General features: G+C 74.1%; 23 protein-coding genes. 11 read left to right on the plus strand and 12 right to left on the minus strand.

Going from position 1 to position 23,872, the window contains the following annotated elements:
• Window positions 1–27 precede the first annotated feature (27 nt).
• Both ACIBCA_RS19600 and ACIBCA_RS19605 read right to left on the minus strand, forming a co-directional pair.
• Window positions 28–165, minus strand: coding sequence for a DUF4241 domain-containing protein (locus ACIBCA_RS19600; protein WP_396284450.1), 138 nt, complete (start codon window positions 163–165; stop codon window positions 28–30).
• Window positions 166–353: 188 nt separating this feature from the next.
• The gene (locus tag ACIBCA_RS19605) at window positions 354–905 is read right to left on the minus strand and encodes a DUF4241 domain-containing protein (RefSeq protein ID WP_396284184.1); all 552 of its coding nucleotides are present in this window, start codon (window positions 903–905) and stop codon (window positions 354–356) included.
• Between the two features lie 223 nt (window positions 906–1,128).
• On the opposite strand from ACIBCA_RS19605, the gene ACIBCA_RS19610 reads away from it, so the two are divergent.
• The 4 genes from ACIBCA_RS19610 (at window position 1,129) to ACIBCA_RS19625 (ending at window position 3,856) form a co-directional block, all read left to right on the plus strand.
• Entirely contained in the window at window positions 1,129–2,274 is a 1,146-nt protein-coding gene (locus ACIBCA_RS19610; RefSeq protein WP_396284185.1) for a glycoside hydrolase family 3 N-terminal domain-containing protein, read from the plus strand.
• Window positions 2,275–2,570: 296 nt separating this feature from the next.
• A complete protein-coding gene (locus tag ACIBCA_RS19615) occupies window positions 2,571–3,035 on the plus strand; it encodes a hypothetical protein (protein ID WP_396284186.1) in 465 nt (154 codons plus the stop codon).
• A gap of 321 nt (window positions 3,036–3,356) precedes the next feature.
• Window positions 3,357–3,701, plus strand: coding sequence for an ArsR/SmtB family transcription factor (locus tag ACIBCA_RS19620; RefSeq protein WP_396284187.1), 345 nt, complete (start codon window positions 3,357–3,359; stop codon window positions 3,699–3,701).
• 23 nt (window positions 3,702–3,724) lie between these two features.
• Window positions 3,725–3,856 (plus strand): DUF6126 family protein, encoded by a 132-nt coding sequence (locus tag ACIBCA_RS19625; RefSeq protein ID WP_396284188.1) that lies wholly within the window; start codon window positions 3,725–3,727, stop codon window positions 3,854–3,856.
• Between the two features lie 24 nt (window positions 3,857–3,880).
• On the opposite strand, the gene ACIBCA_RS19630 is transcribed toward ACIBCA_RS19625, so the two are convergent.
• Window positions 3,881–6,421: a cytochrome P450 gene (locus ACIBCA_RS19630; RefSeq protein WP_396284189.1), complete on the minus strand. Its 2,541-nt coding sequence runs from the start codon at window positions 6,419–6,421 to the stop codon at window positions 3,881–3,883.
• Between the two features lie 360 nt (window positions 6,422–6,781).
• Between ACIBCA_RS19630 and ACIBCA_RS19635 the strand changes: the two genes are divergently transcribed.
• Both ACIBCA_RS19635 and ACIBCA_RS19640 read left to right on the plus strand, forming a co-directional pair.
• Complete coding sequence (locus ACIBCA_RS19635; RefSeq protein ID WP_396284190.1) at window positions 6,782–7,030, plus strand: hypothetical protein; 249 nt, start codon at window positions 6,782–6,784, stop codon at window positions 7,028–7,030.
• Between the two features lie 360 nt (window positions 7,031–7,390).
• On the plus strand, window positions 7,391–7,942 hold the full coding sequence (locus ACIBCA_RS19640) for a hypothetical protein (protein ID WP_396284191.1): 552 nt from the start codon (window positions 7,391–7,393) through the stop codon (window positions 7,940–7,942).
• A 21-nt stretch (window positions 7,943–7,963) separates the two neighbouring features.
• Here the strand turns inward: ACIBCA_RS19640 and ACIBCA_RS19645 are convergent, their stop codons facing one another.
• Window positions 7,964–8,653, minus strand: a complete 690-nt coding sequence (locus tag ACIBCA_RS19645; RefSeq protein WP_396284192.1) for a lytic transglycosylase domain-containing protein — start codon at window positions 8,651–8,653, stop codon at window positions 7,964–7,966.
• Between the two features lie 72 nt (window positions 8,654–8,725).
• Window positions 8,726–8,944: an antitoxin gene (locus ACIBCA_RS19650; protein ID WP_396284193.1), complete on the minus strand. Its 219-nt coding sequence runs from the start codon at window positions 8,942–8,944 to the stop codon at window positions 8,726–8,728.
• A 257-nt stretch (window positions 8,945–9,201) separates the two neighbouring features.
• On the opposite strand from ACIBCA_RS19650, the gene ACIBCA_RS19655 reads away from it, so the two are divergent.
• Window positions 9,202–9,798 (plus strand): DUF6542 domain-containing protein, encoded by a 597-nt coding sequence (locus tag ACIBCA_RS19655; RefSeq protein WP_396284194.1) that lies wholly within the window; start codon window positions 9,202–9,204, stop codon window positions 9,796–9,798.
• Window positions 9,791–11,362 (plus strand): LCP family protein, encoded by a 1,572-nt coding sequence (locus ACIBCA_RS19660; RefSeq protein WP_396284195.1) that lies wholly within the window; start codon window positions 9,791–9,793, stop codon window positions 11,360–11,362. The genes ACIBCA_RS19655 and ACIBCA_RS19660 overlap by 8 nt, the downstream gene beginning before the upstream one ends.
• A 45-nt stretch (window positions 11,363–11,407) precedes the next feature.
• Here ACIBCA_RS19660 and ACIBCA_RS19665 read toward each other — a convergent pair whose 3' ends face one another.
• Together ACIBCA_RS19665 and ACIBCA_RS19670 are read right to left on the minus strand one after the other, a co-directional pair.
• Entirely contained in the window at window positions 11,408–11,764 is a 357-nt protein-coding gene (locus ACIBCA_RS19665) for a hypothetical protein (protein ID WP_396284196.1), read from the minus strand.
• Window positions 11,761–12,567, minus strand: a complete 807-nt coding sequence (locus ACIBCA_RS19670) for a nucleotidyltransferase domain-containing protein (RefSeq protein WP_396284197.1) — start codon at window positions 12,565–12,567, stop codon at window positions 11,761–11,763. The genes ACIBCA_RS19665 and ACIBCA_RS19670 overlap by 4 nt, the downstream gene beginning before the upstream one ends.
• A 128-nt stretch (window positions 12,568–12,695) precedes the next feature.
• Between ACIBCA_RS19670 and ACIBCA_RS19675 the strand changes: the two genes are divergently transcribed.
• A complete protein-coding gene (locus ACIBCA_RS19675) occupies window positions 12,696–13,103 on the plus strand; it encodes a DUF4259 domain-containing protein (RefSeq protein WP_396284198.1) in 408 nt (135 codons plus the stop codon).
• Between the two features lie 54 nt (window positions 13,104–13,157).
• On the opposite strand, the gene ACIBCA_RS19680 is transcribed toward ACIBCA_RS19675, so the two are convergent.
• Window positions 13,158–14,423 carry a DUF6777 domain-containing protein gene (locus ACIBCA_RS19680; protein WP_396284199.1) on the minus strand — a complete coding sequence of 422 codons (1,266 nt, stop codon included), beginning with the start codon at window positions 14,421–14,423 and terminating at the stop codon, window positions 13,158–13,160.
• Window positions 14,424–14,860: 437 nt separating this feature from the next.
• Here ACIBCA_RS19680 and ACIBCA_RS19685 point away from each other — a divergent pair, with 437 nt between their 5' ends.
• Entirely contained in the window at window positions 14,861–16,207 is a 1,347-nt protein-coding gene (locus ACIBCA_RS19685) for a streptophobe family protein (RefSeq protein ID WP_396284200.1), read from the plus strand.
• A gap of 1,420 nt (window positions 16,208–17,627) precedes the next feature.
• Here ACIBCA_RS19685 and ACIBCA_RS19690 read toward each other — a convergent pair.
• From ACIBCA_RS19690 to ACIBCA_RS19700, 3 genes are read right to left on the minus strand one after another with little or no spacing between them, the layout of a single operon-like run.
• A complete protein-coding gene (locus ACIBCA_RS19690) occupies window positions 17,628–18,587 on the minus strand; it encodes a serine/threonine-protein kinase (protein WP_396284201.1) in 960 nt (319 codons plus the stop codon).
• Window positions 18,584–19,114, minus strand: coding sequence for a hypothetical protein (locus ACIBCA_RS19695; protein ID WP_396284202.1), 531 nt, complete (start codon window positions 19,112–19,114; stop codon window positions 18,584–18,586). Before ACIBCA_RS19695 ends, ACIBCA_RS19690 begins: the two co-directional genes overlap by 4 nt.
• A 56-nt stretch (window positions 19,115–19,170) precedes the next feature.
• Window positions 19,171–21,519 (minus strand): FHA domain-containing protein, encoded by a 2,349-nt coding sequence (locus ACIBCA_RS19700; RefSeq protein ID WP_396284203.1) that lies wholly within the window; start codon window positions 21,517–21,519, stop codon window positions 19,171–19,173.
• A 175-nt stretch (window positions 21,520–21,694) separates the two neighbouring features.
• On the opposite strand from ACIBCA_RS19700, the gene ACIBCA_RS19705 reads away from it, so the two are divergent.
• Window positions 21,695–23,044, plus strand: coding sequence for an acyltransferase (locus ACIBCA_RS19705; RefSeq protein WP_396284204.1), 1,350 nt, complete (start codon window positions 21,695–21,697; stop codon window positions 23,042–23,044).
• 40 nt (window positions 23,045–23,084) lie between these two features.
• On the opposite strand, the gene ACIBCA_RS19710 is transcribed toward ACIBCA_RS19705, so the two are convergent.
• Window positions 23,085–23,870 (minus strand): DUF3050 domain-containing protein, encoded by a 786-nt coding sequence (locus ACIBCA_RS19710; RefSeq protein WP_396284205.1) that lies wholly within the window; start codon window positions 23,868–23,870, stop codon window positions 23,085–23,087.
• Between the last annotated feature and the right edge of the window lie 2 nt (window positions 23,871–23,872).

A 23,872-nucleotide genomic window follows, 5' to 3' on the forward strand; every position in this document is an offset into this window, starting at 1 on the left:
TTGGCGGCGACCGTCCGGCGGGAATTGTCAGACACGCCCCGGGGGCCGCCCGGGCTGGGGGACGATCAGGAACTCGGTGACCAGGGCGACCGGCCGGCCGTCGGCGCCGTAGCCGGCCCAGGTGGGGTAGCGGCCGTCGCCGAAGCCGGTGCGGAAGGCGACCAGGCCGTGTCTTTCGGTTCACGTCGGATAAGCGGGCGTCGTTGGGGTGCGTGCATCGGCGGTGCCGAGGAGGGAGCCACTGCGGTGGGGGCACCTCCCGGCCGAAGGCTGGGGGACATTGGCGACTGACGAGAAGCCGTCGAGGTGCGTGCCCCGGCGGCGACCGCCCGGCGTGAACCGAAAGACACGGCCTAGCCCCCGCCGGTGTCGGGGTCGGTGAAGACGGCCGGGCCCAGGTCGTCCGGGTCGACGTCCGCGCGGGCGTCGAAGCCCGCCTCCAGGGTGTCGCCGTCGCCGAGCAGGTCGTAGAGCTCGTCACCGGCGGCCGCGTCGAAGAAGCAGCCGGTGCCGGTGTCGACGCCGTAGCCGAAGTAGTCCTCCTCCCCGAGGGCCTGGATCTCCTCCTCCTCGCCGTCCGCCATCGCCCACCGGACGACCGGCTCCTCGGCCAGCCGCAGGTGCGCGGCGGCGACCCGGCGGTCCGGGGTGTACTCCTCGTCGCCGGGCCGGGTGAACTCCACGACGGACAGCGTCACCGGGTAGCTGCCGGGCGGCGCGCTCTGCGGGAACGGCTCGCCCGGCTCGCTGAGGCAGACGTGCGGGTCGCAGGCGGACACCGTCCCGCTGGGCAGCGGCAGTTCGGCCGTGGGGAGGGCGACCACGACGGCCGTCGTGCCGTTCGGGCAGTCGTAGCGGGCGCCGAGCGTGAGGAGGCGGTCGACGTCGGGGGTGGGCAGGGGCATGGGCGTGGCCCTTTCGAGGTCCCTATCGATCAGCTGATCAGTCGATCATCGGATGAGCGGGAGGCTATCGGGCGGCGGTGACACGGGAGTTGCCGGGCGGCCGGTGCGCGTGCGAGGGGGCGCGTGGCGTACTGCCGGGCGCGGGCGTGCGGCACTACGCTGGCCTGCCGTAGCTCCGCTGCCCGACTGCTTGGCTGCCCGACTGCTCGACCCAGGAGGTGTCATGGGCCCGTTACGGCGTGCGGTCCGGCTCGGTGTGGTGCTGGCGGCGCTGGCCGCCGTGAGCGGGCCGGTGCCCTCCGGCTCGGCGGCGCTCGCGGGCGGCGCCCCCGAGGAGAGGCGGATGACGATGCCGTTCCACCACGAGGACGCGCGGGTGCTCGCGGGCCGCCGGATCGTGCTCTCCTACCCGGGGCCGACACCGCCGCCCGCCGTGCTGCGCGCGATCCGGGAGGGCCGGGCGGCCGGGGTGATCCTCTTCGGGGAGAACATCACCGGCCCGGAGCAACTCGCCCAGGCCGTCGCCCAGTTGAAGCAGGCTGCGGCCGAGTCCCCGGACGGGCTGCCGTTGCTGCTGATGACCGACCAGGAGGGCGGCAAGGTCCGCCGGCTGCCGGGGGCGCCCGAACTCTCCGCCCGCCGCACCGGGTCGGCGCCGCACCCGCTGGCGGCGGCCGTCTCCTCCGGTACGGGCGCCGCGCGCACGCTCACCGACGCCGGGCTCAACGTCAACCTCGCGCCGGTGCTGGACGTCTACGACACTCCGGGGAACTTCATCGACCGCTACGAGCGCTCCTACGGCCAGGACCCGCGCCGGGTGGCCGAGTCGGGCACCGCCTTCCTCGCCGCCCAGCAGGGCCTGGGCGTCGCGGCCACGGCCAAGCACTTCCCGGGCCTCGGCGCCGCCGCGCGGGAGGAGAACACCGACACCCGCCCCGTCACCCTGCCCGTCACGCTGGAACGCCTGCGGGAGCGCGACGAGGCGCCCTACCGCGCCGCCATCGCGGCGGGCGTGCGGCTGGTGATGACCTCCTGGGCGGTCTATCCGGCCCTCGATCCCGACCACCCCGCCGGGTTCTCGCCCGCCGTCGTCCAGGGCGAGTTGCGCGGGCGCCTCGGCTTCGAGGGCGTGACGGTCACCGACGCCCTGGAGGCCGAGGCCCTCGCCCCCTACGGCGCCACCGGCCCCCGCGCCCTCGCCGCGGCCCGGGCCGGGATGGACCTGATCCTCTGCTCGGCCCGCGACGCCCAGCAGGGCGAGGACGCGGCGCAGGCACTGGCCGCGGCCCTCGACTCGGGCGAGCTCGACCGCGCCGCCTTCACCGCGGCCGTGGCCCGGGTCGACGCCCTGCGCGCCTCCCTGGGCTGAGCCCCTGGGCTGAGCCCCTGGGCTGAGCCCCCTGGACTGGGCCCCCTGGACGGACCGTCTGATGGATCGTCAGCCGGGTTCACCGGGCGTTCAGAGGGGATTGGCCCGAGGGCCGCGTGTGTCGGGCTGGTTCCCGCCATCCAAGGTTAGATTTCGGCCGGGTCAGCACTTCGAAGGCCAAATGCGCCTGGAGGCTATGAATCGCATGGCAAAGTCTTCGTCGTGGCGCGTATGAAATGTCATATGCGACACGTCACCCTGGATATTCCATTGCGATTCCCTCAGAAGGGGAGATCATGAACCGCCTCACCCGTTTCGCTGCCGGCGCCGCCGGTGCCGCCGCCCTGCTGACCGCGCCCACCTCGGCCTTCGCCGCCTCGGCCGGTACCGCCACCACTGCCACCACCGTCACGACCTGCACCTACGGCCTGCAGTCCGGCCTGGCGACGTACGCCTGCACCGATGTCACCGGTGACAGTGTCGTGGTCTACGGCAAGGTCGGCATGGCGGGCCCGCCCTCCCCGGGCACCCCGTGGCCGCCGGCGCCGAAGGAGCTTTTCACCACCCTGTCGGCCGAGATCGCGGGCGGCACCTCCCTCGGGTCCGTGAACGGGCGCGGGATCTTCCAGATCAACACCCTGCGCTTCGACGGCTTCACCTCCACCGTGCCGTGCGGCTCGACGGTGAACGCCACCTTCTCCGTGACCTCCTACGGGTGGGGGCCGCGCCCGGTGACCGTCTCCGTTCCGGTGAACTGCTGACGACACGACCGGTCGACGGCCGGGCCCGGGGGTGTGAAGCCCCTGGGCCCGGTTCGTGTTTTCGCCGGCACGCCCGGTGACGGTCCTGTGCCTGTAAGGTTGCTGACGGCCCGTCATCGTGGCTGCCGGGTCCGGGGGTTGGCAGCGTCCCGGGCCTGGCTCTTGCGTGTCCGGGATCGGGCGGGGTAGTGACGGGCGTCACCTCCGACCGTGACGACTTGAAGAAATCTTCATCTGTCGCGATGATTCCTCTCGGCCGGGCAGGCAGACGCCCGCCGGCCGGACGACCACCGAACCGGACGCGAGGGAGCGAAGCGGACGATGCCGGTCCCGCTGTACCAGGCGAAGGCGGATTTCTTCCGCACCCTCGGGCACCCCGTCCGCATCCGTGTCCTCGAACTGCTCCAGGACGGGCCCCGGCCGGTGCGCGAGCTGCTGGCCGAGATCGAGATCGAGCCGTCCAACCTCTCCCAGCAGCTCGCCGTGCTGCGCCGCACCCAGCTGGTGACGGCCACCCGCGAGGGCAACACCGTGGTGTACGCGCTCAGCACCCCGGACGTCGCCGAACTGCTGCGCGCGGCGCGCCGCATCCTGACCGAGCTGATCGCCGACCAGGGCACGCTGCTGACCGAGCTGCGCGCCACCGGCGGCCGGCCGACCCGCTGAGCCCGACCCGAGGAGAACCCACCATGAGCGACGGTACGGACGAGGAGAAGGCGCGCCGCAAGGCGATGCTCATCCGCGCGGGCATCTACATCTTCGCCACGCACCTGTTCGCCGGCTTCGTGCTGCTGCTCTTCGCGCTGGGCAACCGCAACTGACCGGACCCAGCCGGCCGGACGCTCTCAGCAGCGGTACCGCCTGCTGGTGCTGGACCAGATCCGGGCGCCCTCGACCAGCTCCCGGGTGCCGTCGAGGTACCACCGTTCGTCCGGGTGGCGCCGCAGCAGTTCGGCGCGCAGGGCCTCGCTCTCCTCGCAGAGCCGGGCGACCCGGGCCCGCACCGCGCGCACGGCGCGCCGTCGGGTGCAGCCGAGGGCCCGCTGCACGGTGTGGACGGTGTTGAAGGCGGCCTCGCTCTGCCGCTCCTCCCGCTCCAGGGAGTAGAGGTCGTTGATCAGCGTGGCGGCGTCGGCGGTGGCGGCGCGCAGGCGGTGCAGCGCCGGGTCCGCGTGGAAGGCGGCGGGGGCGTCCGCGCCGTGGACCCGTTCCAGTATGTTCATGAACGGGTAGAGACAACTGCCGTGGCGGCGCAGCCTCATGGTCTCGTCGAGTCCCAGCGAGGGCACGGTACCGCGGGCGCGGTGCTCGGCCTCGGCGGGGAAGGTCTCCAGGCACGCCTGCCACTCGCGGGCGGCGCGGGCGCGCCAGGCGGGGGAGGCGTCGGCGCTCTGCCGCTGCCACAACTCCCGCCAGGCGAAGGCCAGTCGGGGTTCCTCCGGGGCGGCGCGCGAGGTGCCCCGGAGGGTGTCGATCAGCGGGTCGACGAGGGCGCGGGCCTCGGCCGGGCGGCGGCCCGGCGGGCCGTCGAAGCGGTCGTCGAGGATGGTGAACCAGCCGAGCACGTCCACCAGCAGATCGAGGTCGGCGCCCCGGGCGCGGGGGAAGGCGTGCCCGATCAACTCGTGCAGGGCGTAGGCGTGGTAGCCGGGCAGGTCGCCGGGTGCGAGCAGGCCCCGGCGCACCGTCCAGTCGGCGTGCCGGTGGGCGGCGTCGCCCAACTCGGCCCCGGGGCGCGGCCTCCGGGGCCCGGGGGTGGTGGCGGGCGGCGGGCCGAGCGGCGGATCGAGCGTCGTCCGGGCGGCCGGGACGGCTGAGGTCGGGGCCGGGGCTGAGGCCGGGGCCGAGGCCCCCGTGACCGGGCAGCGGGGTGGCGGGGACTCCACGGCGGGCCGACGGGCGGGCCGGAGGGCGGGCTCGACGGCGGCCTGGACAGCGGGCTGGACGGCGGGCGAGCGCGGCGCCAGGCGGACCCGCAGCCCCTGCGCCTGGACGGTGGTCCACACCACCTCCCGGGCCCGCGCCCCCGGCACCGCCTCGGGCCGCCAGCGCCGCAGGATCGCGGCGGCCGCGACGGTCAACTCGGCCCAGGCGAACGCCTCCCCGATGCACTTGTGCTTGCCCGCGCCGAAGGGCAGGAAGGACGTCCGGCCGCCGCCGCCCTCCTGCCAGCGCTCGGGGCGGAAGGCGAGCGGGTCGGGGTAGCGCTGCGGGTCGCGGTGGAGCGCGGTGAGGCTGTACAGCAGCTCGGTGCCGGCCGGGATGCGGTACGGGCCGAGGTCGACGGGCACCTGGGCGGTGCGCATCAGGAACGCGTTGGGCGCGTGCAGCCGCACCACCTCCTGGGTGACGCTGCGGGTGTACGTGAGCCGGGCGAGCGCCTCGGGGGTGGGCGCGGCGCCGGCGGGCAGGTGCTCGTCGAGTTCGGCGAGCATCCGGGCCTCGACCTCGGGGTGGCGCAGGAGTTCGTCGAGCAGCCAGGTGAGGGTGGTGGAGACGGTCTCGGTGCCGGCGCCGAACATGGTGATCGCCTCGGAGCGCACGTCGTCCTCGGTGAGCGGCCGTCCGGTGGCGGCGCGCAGCAGCGCGGGCAGGGTGCCGTGCTCCCTGCCATGTTCCCTTCCGTGCTCCCGGCCGCCGCCGTCGCGGGGTCCGCGCCCGTTGACGGCCTGGTCGACGACGCGGTTGAGCACCCGTACGGCGGCGTCGAAGCGCCGGTTGACGGGCAGCGGCAGCCGGCCGAGCGACGGGTGGGGGTAGAGGGACTGGACGATCTGGCCCTTCACGAGGTCGGGCAGGGCGCGGTGGAAGGCGACGGTGGCGTCCTCGCTGAGCCGGGCGTCGAACAGCGAGCGGGTGACGATCTCCAGGGCGAGGTGGTTCATCTCCTTGGCGACGTCGAGGACCTGGCCGGGCCGCCAGCGCCCCGCGCGCTCCTCGGTGACCTGGTGCATCACCCGCAGGTACTCGGCCATCCGGTCCTGGGCGAAGGCGGGTTGGAGGACGCGCCGCCGGTCGCGGTGCGCCTGGCCCTCGGACATCAGCAGGCCGTCGCCGAAGGCCGTCTTCAGGGTGTCCTGGACGGCTCCGCGCGGGCAGTCGTGGGCGAGGGCGACGAGCAGGGTGTGGACGAGCCGGGCGTCGGTGACCACGCAGACGGTGCGCGGGCCGAGCCGGATGCGCACCACGCCGCCGTACCGGGGCAGGGAGCCGAGGAAGCCGAGCGGGTCGCGCAGCAGGGCGGCGGCGTGCCCGATCCCGGGGAGCGCGCCGGGTGCCAGGGCGGGCAGGGCGGCGCGGACGGCGGGCGGCGTGGGCGGGGCCGGTCTCGGGGGGACGATTCCCAGCCGTTGACAGTGGAGCCGCGTCTCGGTCAGCAGGGACATGTCACTACCTCTCAGTAGAGGGGCCGGTTCGGGCGGTACCGGGGGATTCGCCGGCGGGCGGCCGGCCGGAAGGCGCGGGGCCGACCGGCTCGAACCCCGCGCGCGCCCTGGCTGGAGGGCGCACGCCATGGGAAACGCGCCGGTCCGGCGGGCGTTGCGCCGTACGCGCCGGGATCACCCCAACGGCTGATCGCGACCCCTGTATTCGGTGACTCTCCGTAGTCGGAGCCGCAGGGCCTTCGGGCCCTCGTCGGCCAGTCCCGTCACGGCCGGCATGGTCGTCCGGAGAAGGAGGAAGACTCCGACCGAACCGCCGGCACCATCACCCACACCTCGACCCAGGACAGGGGACCGGGACCCATGGACTGCGACGACGTCATGCTCACCGTCCGGACCGCCGCCGCCGAGCGCGCCCTGCTGCGGGACCTCGCGCGCGGCCACGGCGGCGACGTCTCCGAGGTGGCCGTCGACGGACTGCTGGAGATCGTCCCCGCCCTGCACGACGTCTCCGCCCTGCACGACGCCACCGCCCTGCTGCCGCTGCGGCGCTCCGGCCGCGCCGGAGCGGGCGTCCGCCGTACGGGTGGCCGCCTGAAGCGCCCTTGCTGACAGATCGTCATCCCCCGTACGTGCATGGCATGTCCGGTTTCGGAATTCGCCAGCTCACAGCTCTGGCCACGGCACCTCCGGGAGGTCTAGCATTCCGGTCACGGCCCTCGGAGTCACGGCCCCGGGACTCCGGCCTGGTGGCCGCCGCCACCCCGCCGGGGAGCGCACACCCCCCGATTGCGCTCCCCGGCACCTTTGCGTCCCGGCTCGGGTGGACAGGTCGCCAAGTGCGGTGCTGCGCAAGGGATTCCGCAGCCGGTTTTCGTTATCCGCGGTTCGCGGGCCGGGTCTCCCAAGTACCGGTGGTCGTGTCCGCCGGCTCCCCGCGCACCGCCCCCACCCCCACGAGGACTGCCCGCCATGCGTACCCCTCCGCTGCTAGGCCCCGTCGCCCTCACCCTCGCGGCAGCGGCCGTCCTGCCCTGCGCCGCGCCGGCCCTGGCCCACGGCGACTCCGTCCGGCTGGACGTCGGCGACGCCCCCGGCGGTCACGTCCGCACCGAGGCGAGCTGGGCGGACGACCGCACCCCGGTCGCCGACGGCTTCGACGGCATCCTCGCCGCCACCGCGCCGGACGGGCGCAGCGCCGGGCCCTGGCAGCTGGTCGGCCTGCCCGACCGTCCCGGCACCTACACCACCCGCGAGGCCCTCCCGGCGGGGCACTGGCGCATCAGCGTCGGCTGCGCGCAGCCCGCCTTCGGGCGCGGGGAGCGTGAACTCGACGTCGAGTCGGCCTCGTTCGGCGAGGGATCGGCCCAGCCCTCGAGCGTCCTGCCGCTGGCGGCCGCGGCCCGGCGGCCGGTGCACGAGACCACGGACGAGGCCACCACCTGGGCGGCCGTCGGCACGGCGACGGCGGCCGTGCTGCTGGTGACCACGGGACTGTGGCTGCGCCGCCGCCCGCGGTGGTGACGGGGCCGGGGCGGCGGCGGGCTACTTCACCGCCGGACCGGACTTCTCCCAGTTGTCGTGCAGCCGGTCGAGGTAGGACTGCGCCTGGGAGCCGACCTTCACGCCCCGCGCGAAGGCCAGCATGTTGCCCGCGCCCGCGTTGTAGCCGAGGGCGAGCAGCTCGTCCCCGGTGAGCGGCGCGGCGGGGTGGGCGGGTAGCTGGGCGGCGAGGTCGTGCAGGTGCCAGGCGGCGGCCTGGATCGCCAGGTCGCGGTCGTCCGGCAGCTCCTCCCACTGGCGGGAGGCGAAGGGGCGGCCCGGCTTGGTGTCGTCGAAGGCGGCGCGGTGCATGTTGGCGATGCCGAAGGAGGCGTCGGGCTTGCTGCGCTGCCAGGCCCGCTCGAGGTCGGGGTCGTGCGGCTTGTACGACTCGTTGTAGAGGATCGCCATCACCAGCTGCGGGTTCACCCCGGCCTCGGCGGCGAAGCGGCGCACCGGCTCCGCGTAGTCGGCCGGGTCGTAGCGTCCGGACGCCGCCTTGGTGGGCTTGGCGCCGGGTGCGGAGGCCGCGGGGGAGGATCCGGCGGTGGCCCCGGCCGAGCTCGGGGAGGCGGTGGCGGACGGCTGGTCCGGCAGGTGTCCGCCGCTGCGGATGATGCCCCAGCCGGCCGCGCCCAGCAGCGCGATCGCCACCCAGCGCCCCCAGCGCGGCCCCTTGCGCTCCTCGCTCACCGTCGCCGACCCCTCCCCGATCCCTCGGATTCTCGTTCGACCGTCGTACGGGCGGTCGTGCCCCGCGGCCGGTTACTCGCCCGGCTTGTCGCCGGAATCGTCCTTGCCGTCGAGGTTGTGCAGGAAGTCCTTCGCCTTCTCGACGCCGGTGTCGATGTGGCCGCTGTACTTGCCGTCCGTCCTGTCGTCGATGACGTCGCCGACCTTCTCCAGACCCTGCCCGAGCACGTCGCTGTGCTCCTTGGCGAGGTCGGTGGCCTTGTCCGCGAGGTTCTTCAGACTCTCAAACATGGTGACGCTCTGCTCCTCTGACGCGTTCCTGATGGTGTGCCGACGTGGCGGGGATCATGGTCATCCTAACGAGGACGAATCCGGAGGTTTCGCCGCCGGGTGAGGGCGGATGACTTTGGCGAAACGGGTTTGTATGCTCCGGTCCCGCCTCTACAAGCGTGTAGAGGATGGAACCGTCACCAGGACGGACGGCGTCCGGGCATTCGCGGTGGCGCAAAATGGGCCGCCGTGGCCGAAATCGATCGAGGGAAGTGCGCATGGCCGGTCAGCGGGCGAGAACGCCGTACCAGGATGCGGGTCCGCGAGCCGAGGACCGGGCCCTGCCCGCCCAGCGCAGCCGCACGGGCGGAGCGCCGGGAGGCGAACCGGCCGGAGCGCACCAGGGGCGCGGCCAGCGCGGCGGAGCCTCGCGCCGCAGGCCGCAGACCCGCAGGCCTCGGATCCGCCGCGTCGGCGCGCTGCCGGTGGTCCTCACCGCCGTCGGCCTGCCCCTGCTCGGCGGCCTCGCGGACGAGCTCGGCGGCCCGGGAGTCGGCATCCTCTTCGCCCTCGGAGCCGTGCTGGGCACCGGTACGGCGGCGGGCCTGTGCACCCGGGCCGGGCGGTGGTGGGTGGTCAGCGCCGCGCCGATCGTGGTGCTGGCCGGCGCCTGCGCCGTCGAGTACGCGGCCGACCCCGACAAGTACCGGGGCAAGGCCCTGGGCACCGGCGCGCTGCGCTGGGTGGTCGGCGCGTTCCCGGTGATGGCCGCGGCGGTCACCGTCGCGCTGCTGGTGATCGGCGTCCGCGCGGTGCTGGACCGGCGTCGCCCCGGCCCGTCCGCCGCGCCCACCGGAAGGAGCCGACGTGGCTGAGCGCAACCACCCCCACGGCCGTGCCCCGCGCCGTGGCGCTGCCCCGCTGACCCTCGCCGGGCGCACCCTCGCCTGCACCGTCTCCCTCGCCGTGCTCGGCGCCAGCGGCTTCACCTGGTACGAGTACCGCAGCCTCAACGACGGCATGATCAAGTCCAAGGCCCTGGACGAGGCCAAGCGCAACGCACCGCCGCACCTGGACAAGTCCGTCAACCTGCTGCTCATCGGCCTCGACAGCCGCAAGGACATGGACGGCAACGACCTGCCCAAACAGTTCGTCGAGGACGAACTGCACGCCGGCTCCAGCGAGATCGGCGGCTACAACACCAACGCCCTGATCGTGCTGCACATCCCCGCCAACGGCGGCAAGGTCAGCGCGCTGTCCATCCCGCGCGACGACTACGTCCAGACCGTCGGCGCGGACGGGAAGATGCACAAGATCAAGGAGGCGTACGGCATCGCCAAGGAGGCCGCGGAGGCGAAGCTCGCGGGCAAGGGGCTCTCCAAGGCCGAGATGGAACGGCAGAGCCGCGAGGCGGGCCGCTCGGCGACCATCCAGACCGTGCAGAGCTTCCTGGACGTGCCGATCGACCACTTCGCCGAGGTCAACCTGATCGGGTTCTACGACATCGCCAAGGCCGTCGAACCGATCCAGGTCTGCCTCAACCACCCCGTCGACGACCCGATCGTCTCCCGTACCGCCACCCACGAGGGCGGCGGCACGGGCCTCAAACTCCCCGCCGGGATCAGCTCCCTCGACGCCGCCCAGGCCCTCTCCTTCGTCCGCCAGCGCCACCACCTCACCAACGGCGACCTCGACCGCACCCACCGGCAGCAGGCGTTCATCTCCTCCGTCGAGTACAAGCTCAAGCAGCAGGGCGTCCTCAACGACCTCGGCCAGATGCAGAAGCTGTTCACGGTGATCAAGAAGGACGTGGTCATCGACAACGAGTGGAACATCCTCGACTTCGCCCAGCAGGCGCCCAACCTGACCGGCGGCAACGTGGAGTTCAACACCCTGCCGATCACCGGCTTCAAGACGGTCGGCGGGCAGGAGGTCAACACCGTCAACCCGGAGCTGATCAAGAAGATCACCCGGCAGATCTTCAACCACGAGGCCGCCCCCGTGGTGCCCGCCGAGCCCTCCGGCGAGGCCACCGCCTCCCCGTCCCCCTCACCCACGCCGACGGCGGCCACGAAGGCGGTCGTGGACGTCAACGCGGCCAAGGGCGCGGACGCGGCCTCCACCGAGTCCAAGGCGCTCCTCGAACTCGGCTACCAGCCGGGGAGGATCGGCGACGCCCCGGCCAGGACCAGGACCACCACCGTCACCTACGGCACCGGCGCCAAGGCCGACGCCCAGCAGCTCGCCACCCGCTACGGCGTCACCGCCACCGCCTCCGCCGGCGTGGCCCCCGGCCACATCACCCTCACCCTCGCCGCCCCGCGCCCCACCGGACCCGCCACCCCCACCGCCGCCGCCGACCCGGCGGCCGACCCCGCCGCGGGCCTGCCGATGCAGGGCCCGGCGGTCAAGGCGGGCGGCATCCCCTGCGTCGACTGATGCCGACGGCCACCGGCCGCCGGCCGCCGCGCCTCCGCCGGTTCGTCAGGACCGGCGGAGGCGTGCGTCGTGCAGCGGTGGACGGTCGAGGACCTCCACGTAGACGATCCGGTCGTCGACGGCGTCCAGGACGAGCATGCCCCTGGACGGCAGGAGGGGCACACAGCGGTGGCCCGGGCCGTACGGTTGGCCGTCGGGGTGAGGTGCGGTTCTGAAGCTCTGGCAGAAGTCGTCGCCGCAGCCGCAGGCGGCGACCAGGCGCATGTCGTGGGCGGAGAGTGCGAGGGTCACCTCGCCCTCGGCGACCAGCAGGGCGACCAACTCCTCGACCAGGTCGGGGTAGACCTCCCGGACGAGCGGGTGCTCCGGCTCCGGCGCCGTCACGGGCTTCTCCGTCGTCACGGGCGGGGCGCCTTCTCGCCGTGGACGGTGAGGTATTCGGCGGCGAGCCACGGGCCGAAGTCGTCGATCAGCGTGGTGAGAGTGGCGCGGTCGGGGGTGGGGGTGCGGGTGGCCTCGGCGGCGAGGCGGGCCTGGTCGGCGCGTTCGGGGTAGTAGGCGGCGAACACCTCGGCGGAGGCGGCCAGATCGCTGGTCCAGCCGCCCCAGCGCGGCATCACCAGGGTGAAGGCCGTACGGACCAGGCGGCGGGAGACCGCGCGGTTCAGCGGGCGCAGGTCCGCGTCCGGGGCGGCGGTGTGCAGCCGGGTGCGCCAGCCCGGCAGGGCGAGGGCGAGGTCGCCGTTGGTCTCGCGGGCCAGGAGCGAGGTGGGCCGGTAGCGGGGGAGCCCGTCCGCGAGGTCGGGGCCGAGCAGCGGGGTGCAGAGGCAGGCGAGGAACCAGCCCAGGTCGTGGCGCTCCAGCTCGCTCAGCAACGTACCCGTGCCGAACAGCAGCACGCCGACGCCGTCCACCTGGCCGAACTCGGCGTCCAGCGCGGCCTCGAGGGCGTCGGCCGCCTCCCGGTCGGCGGGAGTGGGCTCCTCGTGCAGGGCGAGCAGCAGGTCGAGGTCCGAGACGCCGGGGGTCGCGGTGCCGCGCGGGATGCTGCCGTAGAGGTAGGCGCTGTGCAGCCGGGAGCCGTCGAAGGAGGCGGCGATCCGCCCCCGGGCGGCGTCGACCACCGGCGCGAACCGCGCCGGCACGCGGGAGAGCGAGCCCTCGCGGGCGATGAATCCGTCGGCGTCCAGTCCCCTGTCGGTCATGGCGTCACTCTGCCGGTCCCGGAGGGGCCTTGACCAGCGAATATCCGCAGGGCCCCGGCGGGGAGCGCCGATTGTCAGTGGGATGTGCAAGCATCCCGTCGTACGCGAACACCAGCGAGGAGGTCGGCATGGGGACTTGGGACATCGGGCACTTCGACAACGACACGGCGGCGGACTTCTCCGGCACGCTCAAGGACACCGCGCCGGGCGAGCGGGCGGGTCTCCTCAGGGCGGTGCTGGAGACGGCGGCCGGGTCGACGGACTACCTCGACGACTACGAGGGCGCGCAGGCCGTCGCGGCGGCGGCGTTGGTCGCTGCGCAGTGCCCGGGTGGCACACCGGTGACGACGGCGTACGGGCCCGGCGAGGCGATACCCGAACTGCCCGCTGAGCTGCGGGCGCTGGCGGTGGCGGCGTTGGACCGGGTGGTGGCCGAGGACTCCGAGCTGGCCGAGCTGTGGGGCGAGGGCGGGGAAGGCGGGGCCTGGGAGCAGGGGATCCGCGCCCTGCGCCAGGTGCTGGCGCAGGCTGGGTGACACCCGGGCGCCCGCCCACCGGGGGTGGACGGGCGCGCGGGTGTCAGGCGGTGGTCAGGGCGTGGCGGCCGTGGTGGTGGTGCACGGAGGGAGGGTGGACGGGGCCGTCGTCGCGCAGGTCGCGGTCGGGGTGTGGGCCGTGGTGGTGGCCGCCGACGTCGTGGTGACGCTCCCCGAGGTGGTCGTGCCGGTCGTCGTTGAGCGGGTGGTCGCGGTGGCGGTGGTCGACGAGGGGCCGCCGGAGGAGGTCGTCGCTCCCGAGGTGGTGGCACCGGAGGTCGTCGCGCCCGAGCTCGTCGAACCCGAGGTCGTGGAACCGGAGGTGGTCGAACCCGAGGTCGTGGAACCGGAGGTGGTGGAGCCGGACGTCGTCGAGCCCGAGGTCGTCGACCCCGACGTGGTGGAGCCGGACGTCGTCGAACCGGAGGTCGTCGAGCCCGAGGTCGTGGCCCCGGACGACGTGCTGCCGGACGAGGTCGTGCTGCCCGAGGCCGAGGTGGGGCCGGAGGCCGTCGGGGTGCCCGGCTTCATCGCGGTCGGCGCCGGGATGCCGGGTGTCAACGGGCCCTTCGGGGCGTCGACGCGGCGGTCGACGATCTCGATCCGCCCGGTCAGCCGGGAGAACCAGTCACCGGTCTGGACGTTCACCAGGATGATCTCCGTCACCGGCTGCGGCGCGGCTACCACCACGATCAGCGTCGTCGGCTGGAACCCCGCCCACGGCTTGCCGGTGTACTTGGCGTCGCTCACCAGCTTCGGCGGCCTCAGCGGATTGCCGCAGGCGCAGCGCACCTGGGGCACGCCCTGGGCGTCCACCAGCACGGCGGTGCCCGCCTGCAGCGCGGACTGGTACTCGACGACCGCGCCGCTCTTGTAGTTGTGGTTGGTCACCCGGGTGTCCACCCGCAGGTACGCCGAGGTCAGCGAGCGCAGGTAGCCCGGGATGTCGGCCTGGGCGATGCCGGCCGCCGAGGCCCAGGCGCGGCCGGTGTCCCCGGCGGAGACCATCGCGCTCAGCCGCTCGGTGTCACAGGCGGGCTTGGACATCGTGCCGGCGTACAGCCCGGCCGAGCCGCCCTCCACGCTGTGCAGCACCGCCGGGCTGGTGGTGCCGCCGCTCTTCGTCGGCTGCTGCGTGGGGGCCGGCGCGGACACCGGCTGGGTTTCGACCGAAGGGGTGAACGGGGCCGGGCCCGAGTCCTGCGGGGACTGCAGCGCGATCTCGTTGGCGGTCGGCACGGCCTCGTGCGAGCCGTTGCTCTGGTTGTTGACGATCAGCACCGTCGCCACCACGGCCGCCGCCACCGTTCCCGCCGCCACCGCCAGGCCGCGCCCGGAGCGCCACCACGGGGTGTGCGGCTTCCCCGGGCCGCCGCTGCCGGTGCCGCCGGAGCTCCCGGCGCCGCCCTGCGGCGGTCCCGGTGGGCCCGGAGGCGGTGGAGGAACGGACGGCGGCCCGGACAGCGGGCCGGACGGGGGACCGGACGGAGGTAGTTGGGAACTCATCGGGGGCTCCGTTTCGCAGGCCGCCGGCCGTTGCGGCCGTACGGCACGGGAGGCTCGTGCCACTGCCTCCCATTGGCCCCCGGCACCCCGCCCGCCGCAACAGCAGGTGGACGGACCGTCGCCGAGCGTGCCCGCCCGTGCTCGGTCAGGCTGGAGACCCCGGACACCGGGCCCGGACGGACGCACGACCGGGACGCACGGCCGGGACGCACGACAAGACGCAGGACCAGGACGCACGAGCAGGAGGCGGTATGCGGCAGCCCACAGGTGCGGCGGGGACCGCCGGCCCGCCCGGCATCCTGCGCGGATGGCTCGACGCGCTCGCCGTGGTCCTCGCCGGGCTCGCCGCGATGGGGGCCGTCGCCGCACTCGGCCTCTGGCTCGCCGGCGCGGACGACCTCCCCGAGGGCGGCTTCCCCTCCGTCCTCGCCGCCACCGTCGCCCTCGCCGTCGGCGGTTCCGTCCAACTCGACGGCGGGGACGGCGACTTCGCCTCCCTCGACGCGGGAATCAGCGCGATGCCGCTGTCCGTGTCCGTGGCCGGCGCGGTCGTGATCGCCGAGGTGTTCCTGCGTCAGCTGCGCCACCGCGCGGTCGCCGGCGGCGCCGAACTCCTCGGCCGGGCCGCCCGTACCGCCCTGCTCTGGCTGCTCGCCCTGGTGCTGCTCGCCCTCGGCGCCAAGCACACCTTCACCGTCCAGATCGGTCCCGACCTCGTCCAGTCCATCGGCAGCGCCCTCGGCCTCACCCCCCGGGTCGGCTTCCACGCCGACACGCCCAGCACCGTCGGCATCGGCTTCGCCTGGCTGCTGCTGGTCCTCGCCGCCACCTTCGCCGTCTCCCGCCGCGCCCCGCTCCCACCCGCCCTCCTGCGCCACCAACTCGCCGTCCGCCCGGTGGCGTTCGCACTCTGGCTCGTCCTGCTCGCCTACCTGGCCATCGGCGCGGCGGCGGGCGTGATCACCGCGATCGTCCACGGCAACGCCCGCCAGACCCTCGCCGTAGTCCTCCTCGCCCTGCCCGACCTCGTCTGGCTCGCCTTCGGCCTCGGCCTCGGAGCCCCCTGGCACGGTCACCTCGTCGGCGGCCTCGGCCTGCCCGTCCCCAAGGCGCTCTCCGACGCCCTCCACGCCCCCGAGGGGCAACAGGCGACGGTCGACCTCGGCACCCTCACCGACCAGGATGCCACCGCCTGGTGGCTCCTCCCCCTGGCCGCCCTGCTGCTCCTCGCCGCCGCGTTCCTCGCCGCCCACCGCTCCCCACCCACCGTCCGCCTCTGGCAGCACGCCGTCCGCTTCGCCCTGGCCACGGCGGTCGCCGTCCTGCTGATCGGCCTGTGGACCCGAATGGACGCCCAGTACGGCCTCTCCGTCCTGGGCGTCGGCCTCGGCCAAGGCGGCCTCGGAGACCTCCTCAGCACCGTCCTGGGCAGCGACAACCCCGCAGCCACCCTCGGCAGCGGCAGCCTCACCCTCCGCCCCTCCCTCCCCGTAGCCGTCCCCCTGGCCGCCGCCTGGGGCCTCACCACCGGCACCCTCGGCGCCCTCCTCGCCACCCGGACCCGCCACAAGGGCGAGGTCCGGCCGGCCGAGCGGTAGCCGCCGCCCGCACCCCTGACGGCTGCCACACCCAGCCCGAGGCGAGCGGCTGAGCCCAGCCCTGGCGGCGCCTCGCAGGCCGTACGGGGAAGGGCCACCCGGTAGGAGGTGCTGCGCCCCGGGCTTCGCCGGGGCGCAGCACTGGCCGCTCGAACCAGCGCCGGACCCCGCCCGCGTGGGTCTGCGGTAGAGCGCCGCTCTGACAGAGCAGTCGTCGGCCGGGCCCCACGTGTGGGGCCCGGCGCTGATCAGTGCGGTGCGGCCAGAAGGCGCGGAAGGGGCCAAGTGGCCACCAGCGGGCAGGCCCCGCCACGGGGTGGCGGCCACGCCCCGCGGCGCATCAAAGCCGGCGACACGCTGACGATGACGATGACGATGACGATGGCGATCCGCTGCGCTGACGCCGCCGTGCGGCCGCTCAGTGGGTGGTGGCCCTGCCCCGCCCCACCGTCGGGGCGGGGCGGGGCGGGGCGGTTGAGGTCAGTCCTCGGACCCACGCGCAGGCCCTGCGCGTGGGTCCGTGCAGCGTGCCCGGTGAGAGGTGTGGCGGCCCCAGGCTTCGCCGGGGCGTGTCACGGGCTGCTGAGGTCAGCGCCCGGCTCTGCCTCGCAGGCCCCGCGCGTGGGGCCGGGCGCCGGTCTGCGCAGTGCGCCCAGAGGATCAGGAAGCGTCAAGCGGCCATCACTGATCATGCCTCCGCCATCAGGCGGTGGCCGCCACTCGGCAGTTGAGACCGCCGTGCGGTCGCTCAGCCGCAGGTAGCCCCGCCTCGCCCCACTGCCGGGGCGAGGTGGGGCGGCTGAGGTCGCTCCTCGGCCCCGCTCCGCGGGCCCCACGCGTCGAGCCCGGGGGATCGGGGATGGCCAAGCGGCGACCAAGGGGCAGCCGCCCCCACGTGGCGGCTGCCCCCGCGCTGGCTCCCGCGGCTAGGGAGGCTACTGCGCCGAGACCGCCCGGTGGCGGCTCGGCGTTGGTGACTCCGTGTGGCCCTGCCATGGGCGGCAGGGGCCGGGAGCAGACTTCCGCGCTCCCAGCCCGCAGTCGCCGCCCGTCGAGCCGGGCGTTGGACGCTGCGCCTGGGATGCCGCGCGGTGGCTCTGCGGTGTCCTGTGCCTTGCCCGGAGTCGGGCTTGGCGGGTGGTTGAGATCTGCTGTGGGCGGGGGCCCGCGTCGGGTGTGGGGTGAGGGGCGGTGGGAGGAGCCGAAGGCGGGGCTCCGCCCTCGGCTCGGGACGTCGCTCGGTGGCTCAGCGCTCTTCCGCGCCTCGCCCGGTGGCGGGCGAGGCGCGGGGAAGCATGTGGGGTGGTCGACTCCATGCCCAGGGGTGGTTCGCCGGGTAGAAGACGCGGCCTGTGGGCTCCGCCTCGCCCGGTGGCGGGCGAGGCGCGGGGTGGGTGAGCCCACCGTGCTGGGGCGGCGGTCAGCTCGGGTGGGGCCCGTGCAGGACGGGGGATGCCCAGGTGGGGGGTTCGGGGGCAGGGGGGATGACTTGGGTGGGGGGTGGGGTGGTGGCGGTGCGGAGGGCGGTGGCGAAGTGGAGGCAGGTGTCGTAGCGCTGGTCGGGGGTTTTGGCGAGGGCGCGGGCGAGGACGGGTTCGATGGTGGCGGGGAGGTCGGGGCGGTGGTGGTGGAGGGTGGGTGGGGGGTCGTTGAGGTGGGCCCAGAGGAGGGCGAGGTCGCTCTCGCGGCGGAAGGGTGGGGCGCCGGCGAGGAGTTCGAAGACGACGCAGGCGAGGGCGTACTGGTCACAGCGGCCGTCGAGGGGTTTGCCGGAGATCTGTTCGGGGGCCGCGTAGTCGAGGGTGCCGACGATCTGGCCGACGCTGGTCAGGCCGCTCAGGGAGAGCGACTTCTTGGTGAGCCCGAAGTCGGCCAGGTACAGGTGTTCGGGGTGTTCGCCGTCTGTTCCGGGGGCGACGAGGAGGTTGCCGGGTTTGACGTCGCGGTGCACCAGGCCGTGGGCGTGGGCGGCGTCGAGCGCGGAGGCGATCTGGAGGGCGAGGTCGGTGACCCGGTCGAGGGGGAGGGGGCCGGTGCGGGTGATGAGGGTGCGCAGGTCCCCGCCTTCGACGTAGCGCATGGCGAGGTACAGGAGGCCGTCCTGCTCGCCCGCGTCGAAGACCGGGACGATGTGGGGGTGGTCGATCGCGGCGGCGGCCTCCGACTCGTGCATGAACCGTTTGCGGAAGACCTCGTTGCGGGCCAGTTCGGGGGCGAGGAGCTTGACGGCGACGCTGCGGCCGAGCCGCAGGTCCTTGGCGCGGTAGACGACGGCCATGCCGCCGCGCCCGATCTCCTCCTCGAGCCGGTAGGCCCCGACCCGCCGCCCGACCAGTCCGGAGGGCAGGGCGGTGGTGGCCGGGACCTCGGCGGCGCTCACGGCCCGCCCGCCTGGGTGGGCGCGTACGGGCCCGGCTCGGCGGGCGGCGTCGGCGTGGCCGCGTACGGCTGGGACTGCAGGCCCTCGCCGTAGCTCCAGCGGTCGTGCGCGGGGTCGAAGACCCACACCTGCGGGCCGTCGAGCACCAGGCCGACCCGCAGCCCGCGCGTCTGCTCCCGGAAGGTGGACTGGTCGAGGCCGCCCGCCGCCAGGGCGTCCAGCAGCGCCCGGTAGCGGGCGAGGGCGTCCTCGGCCTCGGCGAGGGCCGCGCGTGCGTCGGGGGTGGGCGTGGGGGCGGCGCCGGTCGCGGGAGGGGGCTGGGGGAGGAGGACCAGGAGGCGGCCGTCGACCCAGGTGGTCCAGCCGTTGGAGCACAGCACCTGCGCCCAGTCGCCCTGCCGGGCGAGCACCCGTACGGGGAGCAGCTCGTCCAGTCGGGCGGAGGGCCTGGCGGGGTCGGGGGCGGCCCAGCTGGCCATCCCGCCCGGCGGGGCGACATGGCTGGGGCGGAACACGAACTCGTCCATCGCTGGCTGCACTTCCTCGCTGCCCCTCCACTCTACCGGCGGGCCGAAAGCCGGGGCTATCGCCGCATGATGGCGGGCTCGTGCCGCCGCAGCAGGGCCAGGACGAGCAGTCCGTACGCCGCCGAGAGCACGGGGAGCACGGCCATGCTCACCAGCCAGCCGGTGCGCTCGTGGCGGAACATCGGGTCGGCGGTGATCGCGGTCGGGAAGACGGTGTGCAGTTCGACGGTGCGGGCCATCGCCGACAGGCCCCAGCGGGAGGGGATCAGCCAGGCGAACTGCTCGAGGCCGGGCACGCCGTGCAGTTTCAGCATCAGGCCGCTGAAGACGATCTGCACCACGGACAGCAGCACGAGCAGCGGCATGGTGGCCTCCTCCTTGTCCACGAGGGCGGAGACGACCAGGCCGAGCATCATCGCCGAGAAGGCGAGCAGGGCCACCGCGATGATCAGCTCGGGCAGTTGGGGCATCACCACGCCGGTGGGCACCGCGAAGGAGAGGTTCACCCCGGCGAGGCCGACCACCGTCAGTACGGCCGCCTGGGCGACGGTGACGGCGCCCAGCACCACCACCTTGGAGACCAGGTAGGCCGATCTGGAGAGCCCGACCACCCGCTCCCGCCGGTAGATGGCGCGCTCCTTGACCAGCTCGCGCACGGAGTTGGCCGAGCCGGTGAGCAGGCCGCCGATGCAGAGGGTGAGCAGGCAGTTGACGGCGTTGTCGGGGGACAGGCGCGAGCCGGCCATGGCCCGGCACATCAGGCCGATGACGAAGGGCAGCACGACCATGATGGTGAGGAAGAGCCGGTCGGCGGCCAGGACGGAGGTGTAGCGGCGTACCAGGGTGCCGAGTTGGGAGAACCAGCCCTGGGGCTTCTCCCGCCCGATCACCGGCTCGGCCGCCGCGCCCGGAGCGCCCGGCACCACCGGGGGCGCGGCCTCGGCCGCCACGTACCGCCCGTACTGCGGGGAGGCGAGGAAGCGCTGCTGCCAGGCGGCGTGCTCCTCGTTCTCGAACGCCTCGAAGGCTTCCGGCCACTCCTCGAACCCGAAGTAGCCGAGCGCCTCGCCCGGTGGCCCGTAGTAGGCGGTGCGCCCGCCCGGGGCCAGGACCAGCAGCCGGTCGCAGACGTTCAGGCTGAGCACGCTGTGCGTCACCACGACCACCGTGCGTCCGTCGTCGGCGAGCCCGCGCAGCATGTGCATCACGGAGCGTTCCATGCCCGGGTCAAGCCCGGAGGTCGGCTCGTCCAGGAACAGCAGGGAGGGCTTGGTGAGCAGCTCCAGGGCGACGCTGACGCGTTTGCGCTGGCCGCCGGAGAGGCTGGCGATCACCTGGTCGGTCCGGCTGCTCAGGCCCAGCTCGCCGATCACCTCGTCGACGCGCGCTTCGCGCTCGTGCCGGGCGGTGTCGCCGGGGAAGCGCAGTTCGGCGGCGTAGGCGAGGGCGCGGCGCACGGTGAGCTGGGTGTGCAGGATGTCGTCCTGCGGGACGAGGCCGATGCGGCGGCGCAGCTCGGCGTAGTCGCGGTAGAGGTCGCGGCCGTCGTAGAGCACCGTGCCCTCGTCGGCGGGGCGCAGCCCGGTGAGGGCGTTGAGCAGGGTGGACTTTCCGGCGCCGCTGGGGCCGGCGACGGCGAGCAGGGCCTTCTCGGCGAGCGGGAAGCCGACGTCGTCGAGGAGCACCCGGTGGTCGGGGCCGACGCGCACCACGAGGTGCTGCACGTCGAGGGAGACCTCGCCGGTGTCGGTGTACTCGACGAGCCGGCCGCCTTCGAGGCAGAGCGCGGAGTGGCCGATGCCGACGATGTCGGCCGGGCCGACGGGCGCCTGCTGGACGGGGCGGCCGTTGAGGTAGGTGCCGTTGTGGCTGTTCAGGTCGACGATCTCGTGGCCGCCGCCGGGCAGTTCGCGCAGTTCGGCGTGGTGGCGGGAGACGACCAGGTCGTCCAGGACGAGGTCGTTGTCGTGGGAGCGGCCGATCCGCACGGCGCGCCCGGGCAGTTCCATGACGGAGCTGGGGCGGCGGAAGGTGCCGGAGGAGCGCGGGGCGAGCAGGGAGGTCCGCGCGCCCGGATCGGAGCGGGGCAGGCCCGCGAAGGTCGCGGAGGGGCCGGTGGCCGGGTCCCCGAAGCGCAGGCTGGTGCCGGGGCCGACGTCCTCGCCGGTGACGCGCTGCCCGTGGTCGTACGTTCCGTTGGTGCTGCCGACGTCCTCGAGCCGCCAGTGGTCGTCCACGGCGCGCAGCACCGCGTGGTGCCAGGAGACCCGGGGGTCGGGCAGGACGATCTCGCCGGTCGGATCTCGGCCGAGGTGGTAGGCGCGGCTCGGATCGATCAGCCGTGACCCGGTCTCGGTGACCAGGACGAGGGGCGGCGCGGTGGGTGCGCCCGGGCGCTCTCCCATGCCGAGCATTCTAGTTCCGGGCCCTGTCCGCCGCTTCCGGACCCTGGTCACCGCGCATCGGACCGGATTGCTCCGGATCGTGGATTGGACTGGACCACCGGCTCGGCGCGGCACTATCGTTCGGCGTGCCCGCCGCCGGCGCCTCGATCGCCTCGATCACTTGGGGACGGAACTCATGAGCATCTGGCCGCAGTTGAGCCGTCGCCGGATCGTCAGGGCCGGGCATGCCACCGGCCGGGAACTGCGCTGCGGGCTGATGGACACGATGCTGGCGGACCTCTCCGTCTCCGTCGTCCTCTACTTCGAGTGCCGGTTGGACGAGGACCGGCTCGCCGCCGGTCTCGCCCTCGCCCTGGAGCGGGTCCCGGTGTTCGCCGGACGGCTGCGCACCGACCGGGAGCAGCTGACGGCCGTCTGCGACGACACCGGCGTGCCGCTGGACGTCTACACCGTCGAGGGCACCCTCGCCGAGGCCATGGGTCGGGCCACCGCCGCCGGCTCCGAACTCGTCGACCCGGTCGACGCCCGCGCCGCCCGCCTCGGCGGCGTCCCGCTGCTCACCGTCCGCCTCACCCGCACCTCGGACGGCGGGACGGTCCTCGGCTGCTCCTGGCACCACGCGATCGGGGACCTGCAGAGCTTCATGCTGCTGATGCGCGCCTGGTCGGCGGCCGTCGAGGGCGAGCCGCTGCCGGAGGCCGAACTCGTCGACGACCAGGACGCGTTGCTGCACTCCGTGCTCCCGGAGCGGGACTGCGGCCGGCCCGGCTTCCGGCTGCCCACGGCCGCCGAGGCGCAGGCGCTGGCGAACGAGGTGGCCGTCGCGCCGCGCGCCAACCGGATCGTGCAGGTGCTCTTCGCCGAGGACGAAGTGCGGCGGATGCGGGAGGAGTTCAGTGCCAAGGCCGGGCTCAGGCTCTCCTCGGGGGACGTGGTCTGCGCCCATCTGATCAGCACGCTGCGGGAGTTGGACGAGGACACGGCCGAGCGGATGGTCACCGTGCCGGTCAACGCCCGCCGCTGGCTTGGCCTTTCGCCCGCCCTGGTGGGCAACCTGCTGAGCGAGGTGCACCTGACGCACCGGCCCGGGGAGGGGGCGGCGGCGCTGGCGGCCGCACTGCGCACGGCGGTGGAGGAGTTCCCGGCCGAGCACCTCAACCTGCGGGCCAACCTGGCCTTCCTCGCCGCGGCGGGCCGCTCCCGGATGGCCGACTGCGTGCCGCTGGGCTTCGACCCGGCGGCACGCCGCTTCAGCTTCTCCAACTGGAGCCGCTTCGGCGCGTACGACGTCACCTTCCAGGGGCAGCGGCCGGTGCTGTTCAGTCCGGCGGCCAACTTCCCGGTCCCGTGGGTGTGCTGGACGGTGGAGGGCTTCGACGGCCGGGGCTTCCTGTGCACGGTGGTGGTGCCGGCCAGGCTCGCCGCCCGGGCGCGCGGGGTGCAGGGCCGGGCGGCCCTGCACCGCTACCGGGTGGCGGCCGACGCGCTGCCCGCGGCGGCCGCCCTGGTGCCCAAGATCATCTGACGAAGAGACGAAGAGACGAAGAGACGAAGGGCCGAAAGCGTCAGAACGACTGCTCGATCGCCGTCCAGAGCCGCAGCCGGGCCTCCAGCGCGAGCTGGACGGTCTCGGCGCAGGACTCCCACTTGGCCTGGTCGTCGCCGCACAGGTCGATCAGCATCTGCATGGCCATCGGGGTGTGCTGCTCGCCGTCCACCTCGATGTGGCGGGCCAGGTAGTCCTTGAAGACGGTGAGCACGCCATCCGGGTCCGGGATCCCGACGACCTGGGTGAACATCTCCGGGATCAGGTCCTCGCGGCCGAAGGCGAAGGCGGCGGCCCGGCAGTGCACCGGCGCGTTCTCGACGATCGACCAGGTGGTGGTCGTGAAGTCGACGGCGGCCTGCGGCACCTCGGCGCCCTTCAGGGCCTGCAGGACGCCGTTGCCGGAGCCGAGCAGGCCCAGGAACTCGGTGATCGGCGCCGGGTCGGCCCCGGCCTGGCGCATGCCCTCGACGTACAGCTCGAAGTGGCTGGTGTAGCCCTCGCCGAGCTCGTCGCTCTCCTCGACCAGCACGATGTCGTTGATCAGCCGGCGGCTGGCGGTCGGGCCGTTCGGCACCCAGGGGACCTCGACGCAGGTGAGGTCGCGCTGGAGGCTCTTCAGCAGCGACATGAAGTCCCAGACGGCGAAGACGTGGCTGTTCAGGAAGGTGCGGACGTGGCCGATGCTGGTCAGCCCGTGGTAGACGGAGTGGCCGACGACCTCGCGGCGCAGCGGGTCGATGGCCTGCTGGAGGCTGGTCAGGCCGGGGTGGCTGCGGTCCCAGTGGTAACGGTTGGTGGACAACT

The organism is Kitasatospora sp. NPDC051170 (genome assembly GCF_044455705.1).
In the GTDB taxonomy this organism is placed as follows: domain Bacteria; phylum Actinomycetota; class Actinomycetes; order Streptomycetales; family Streptomycetaceae; genus Kitasatospora.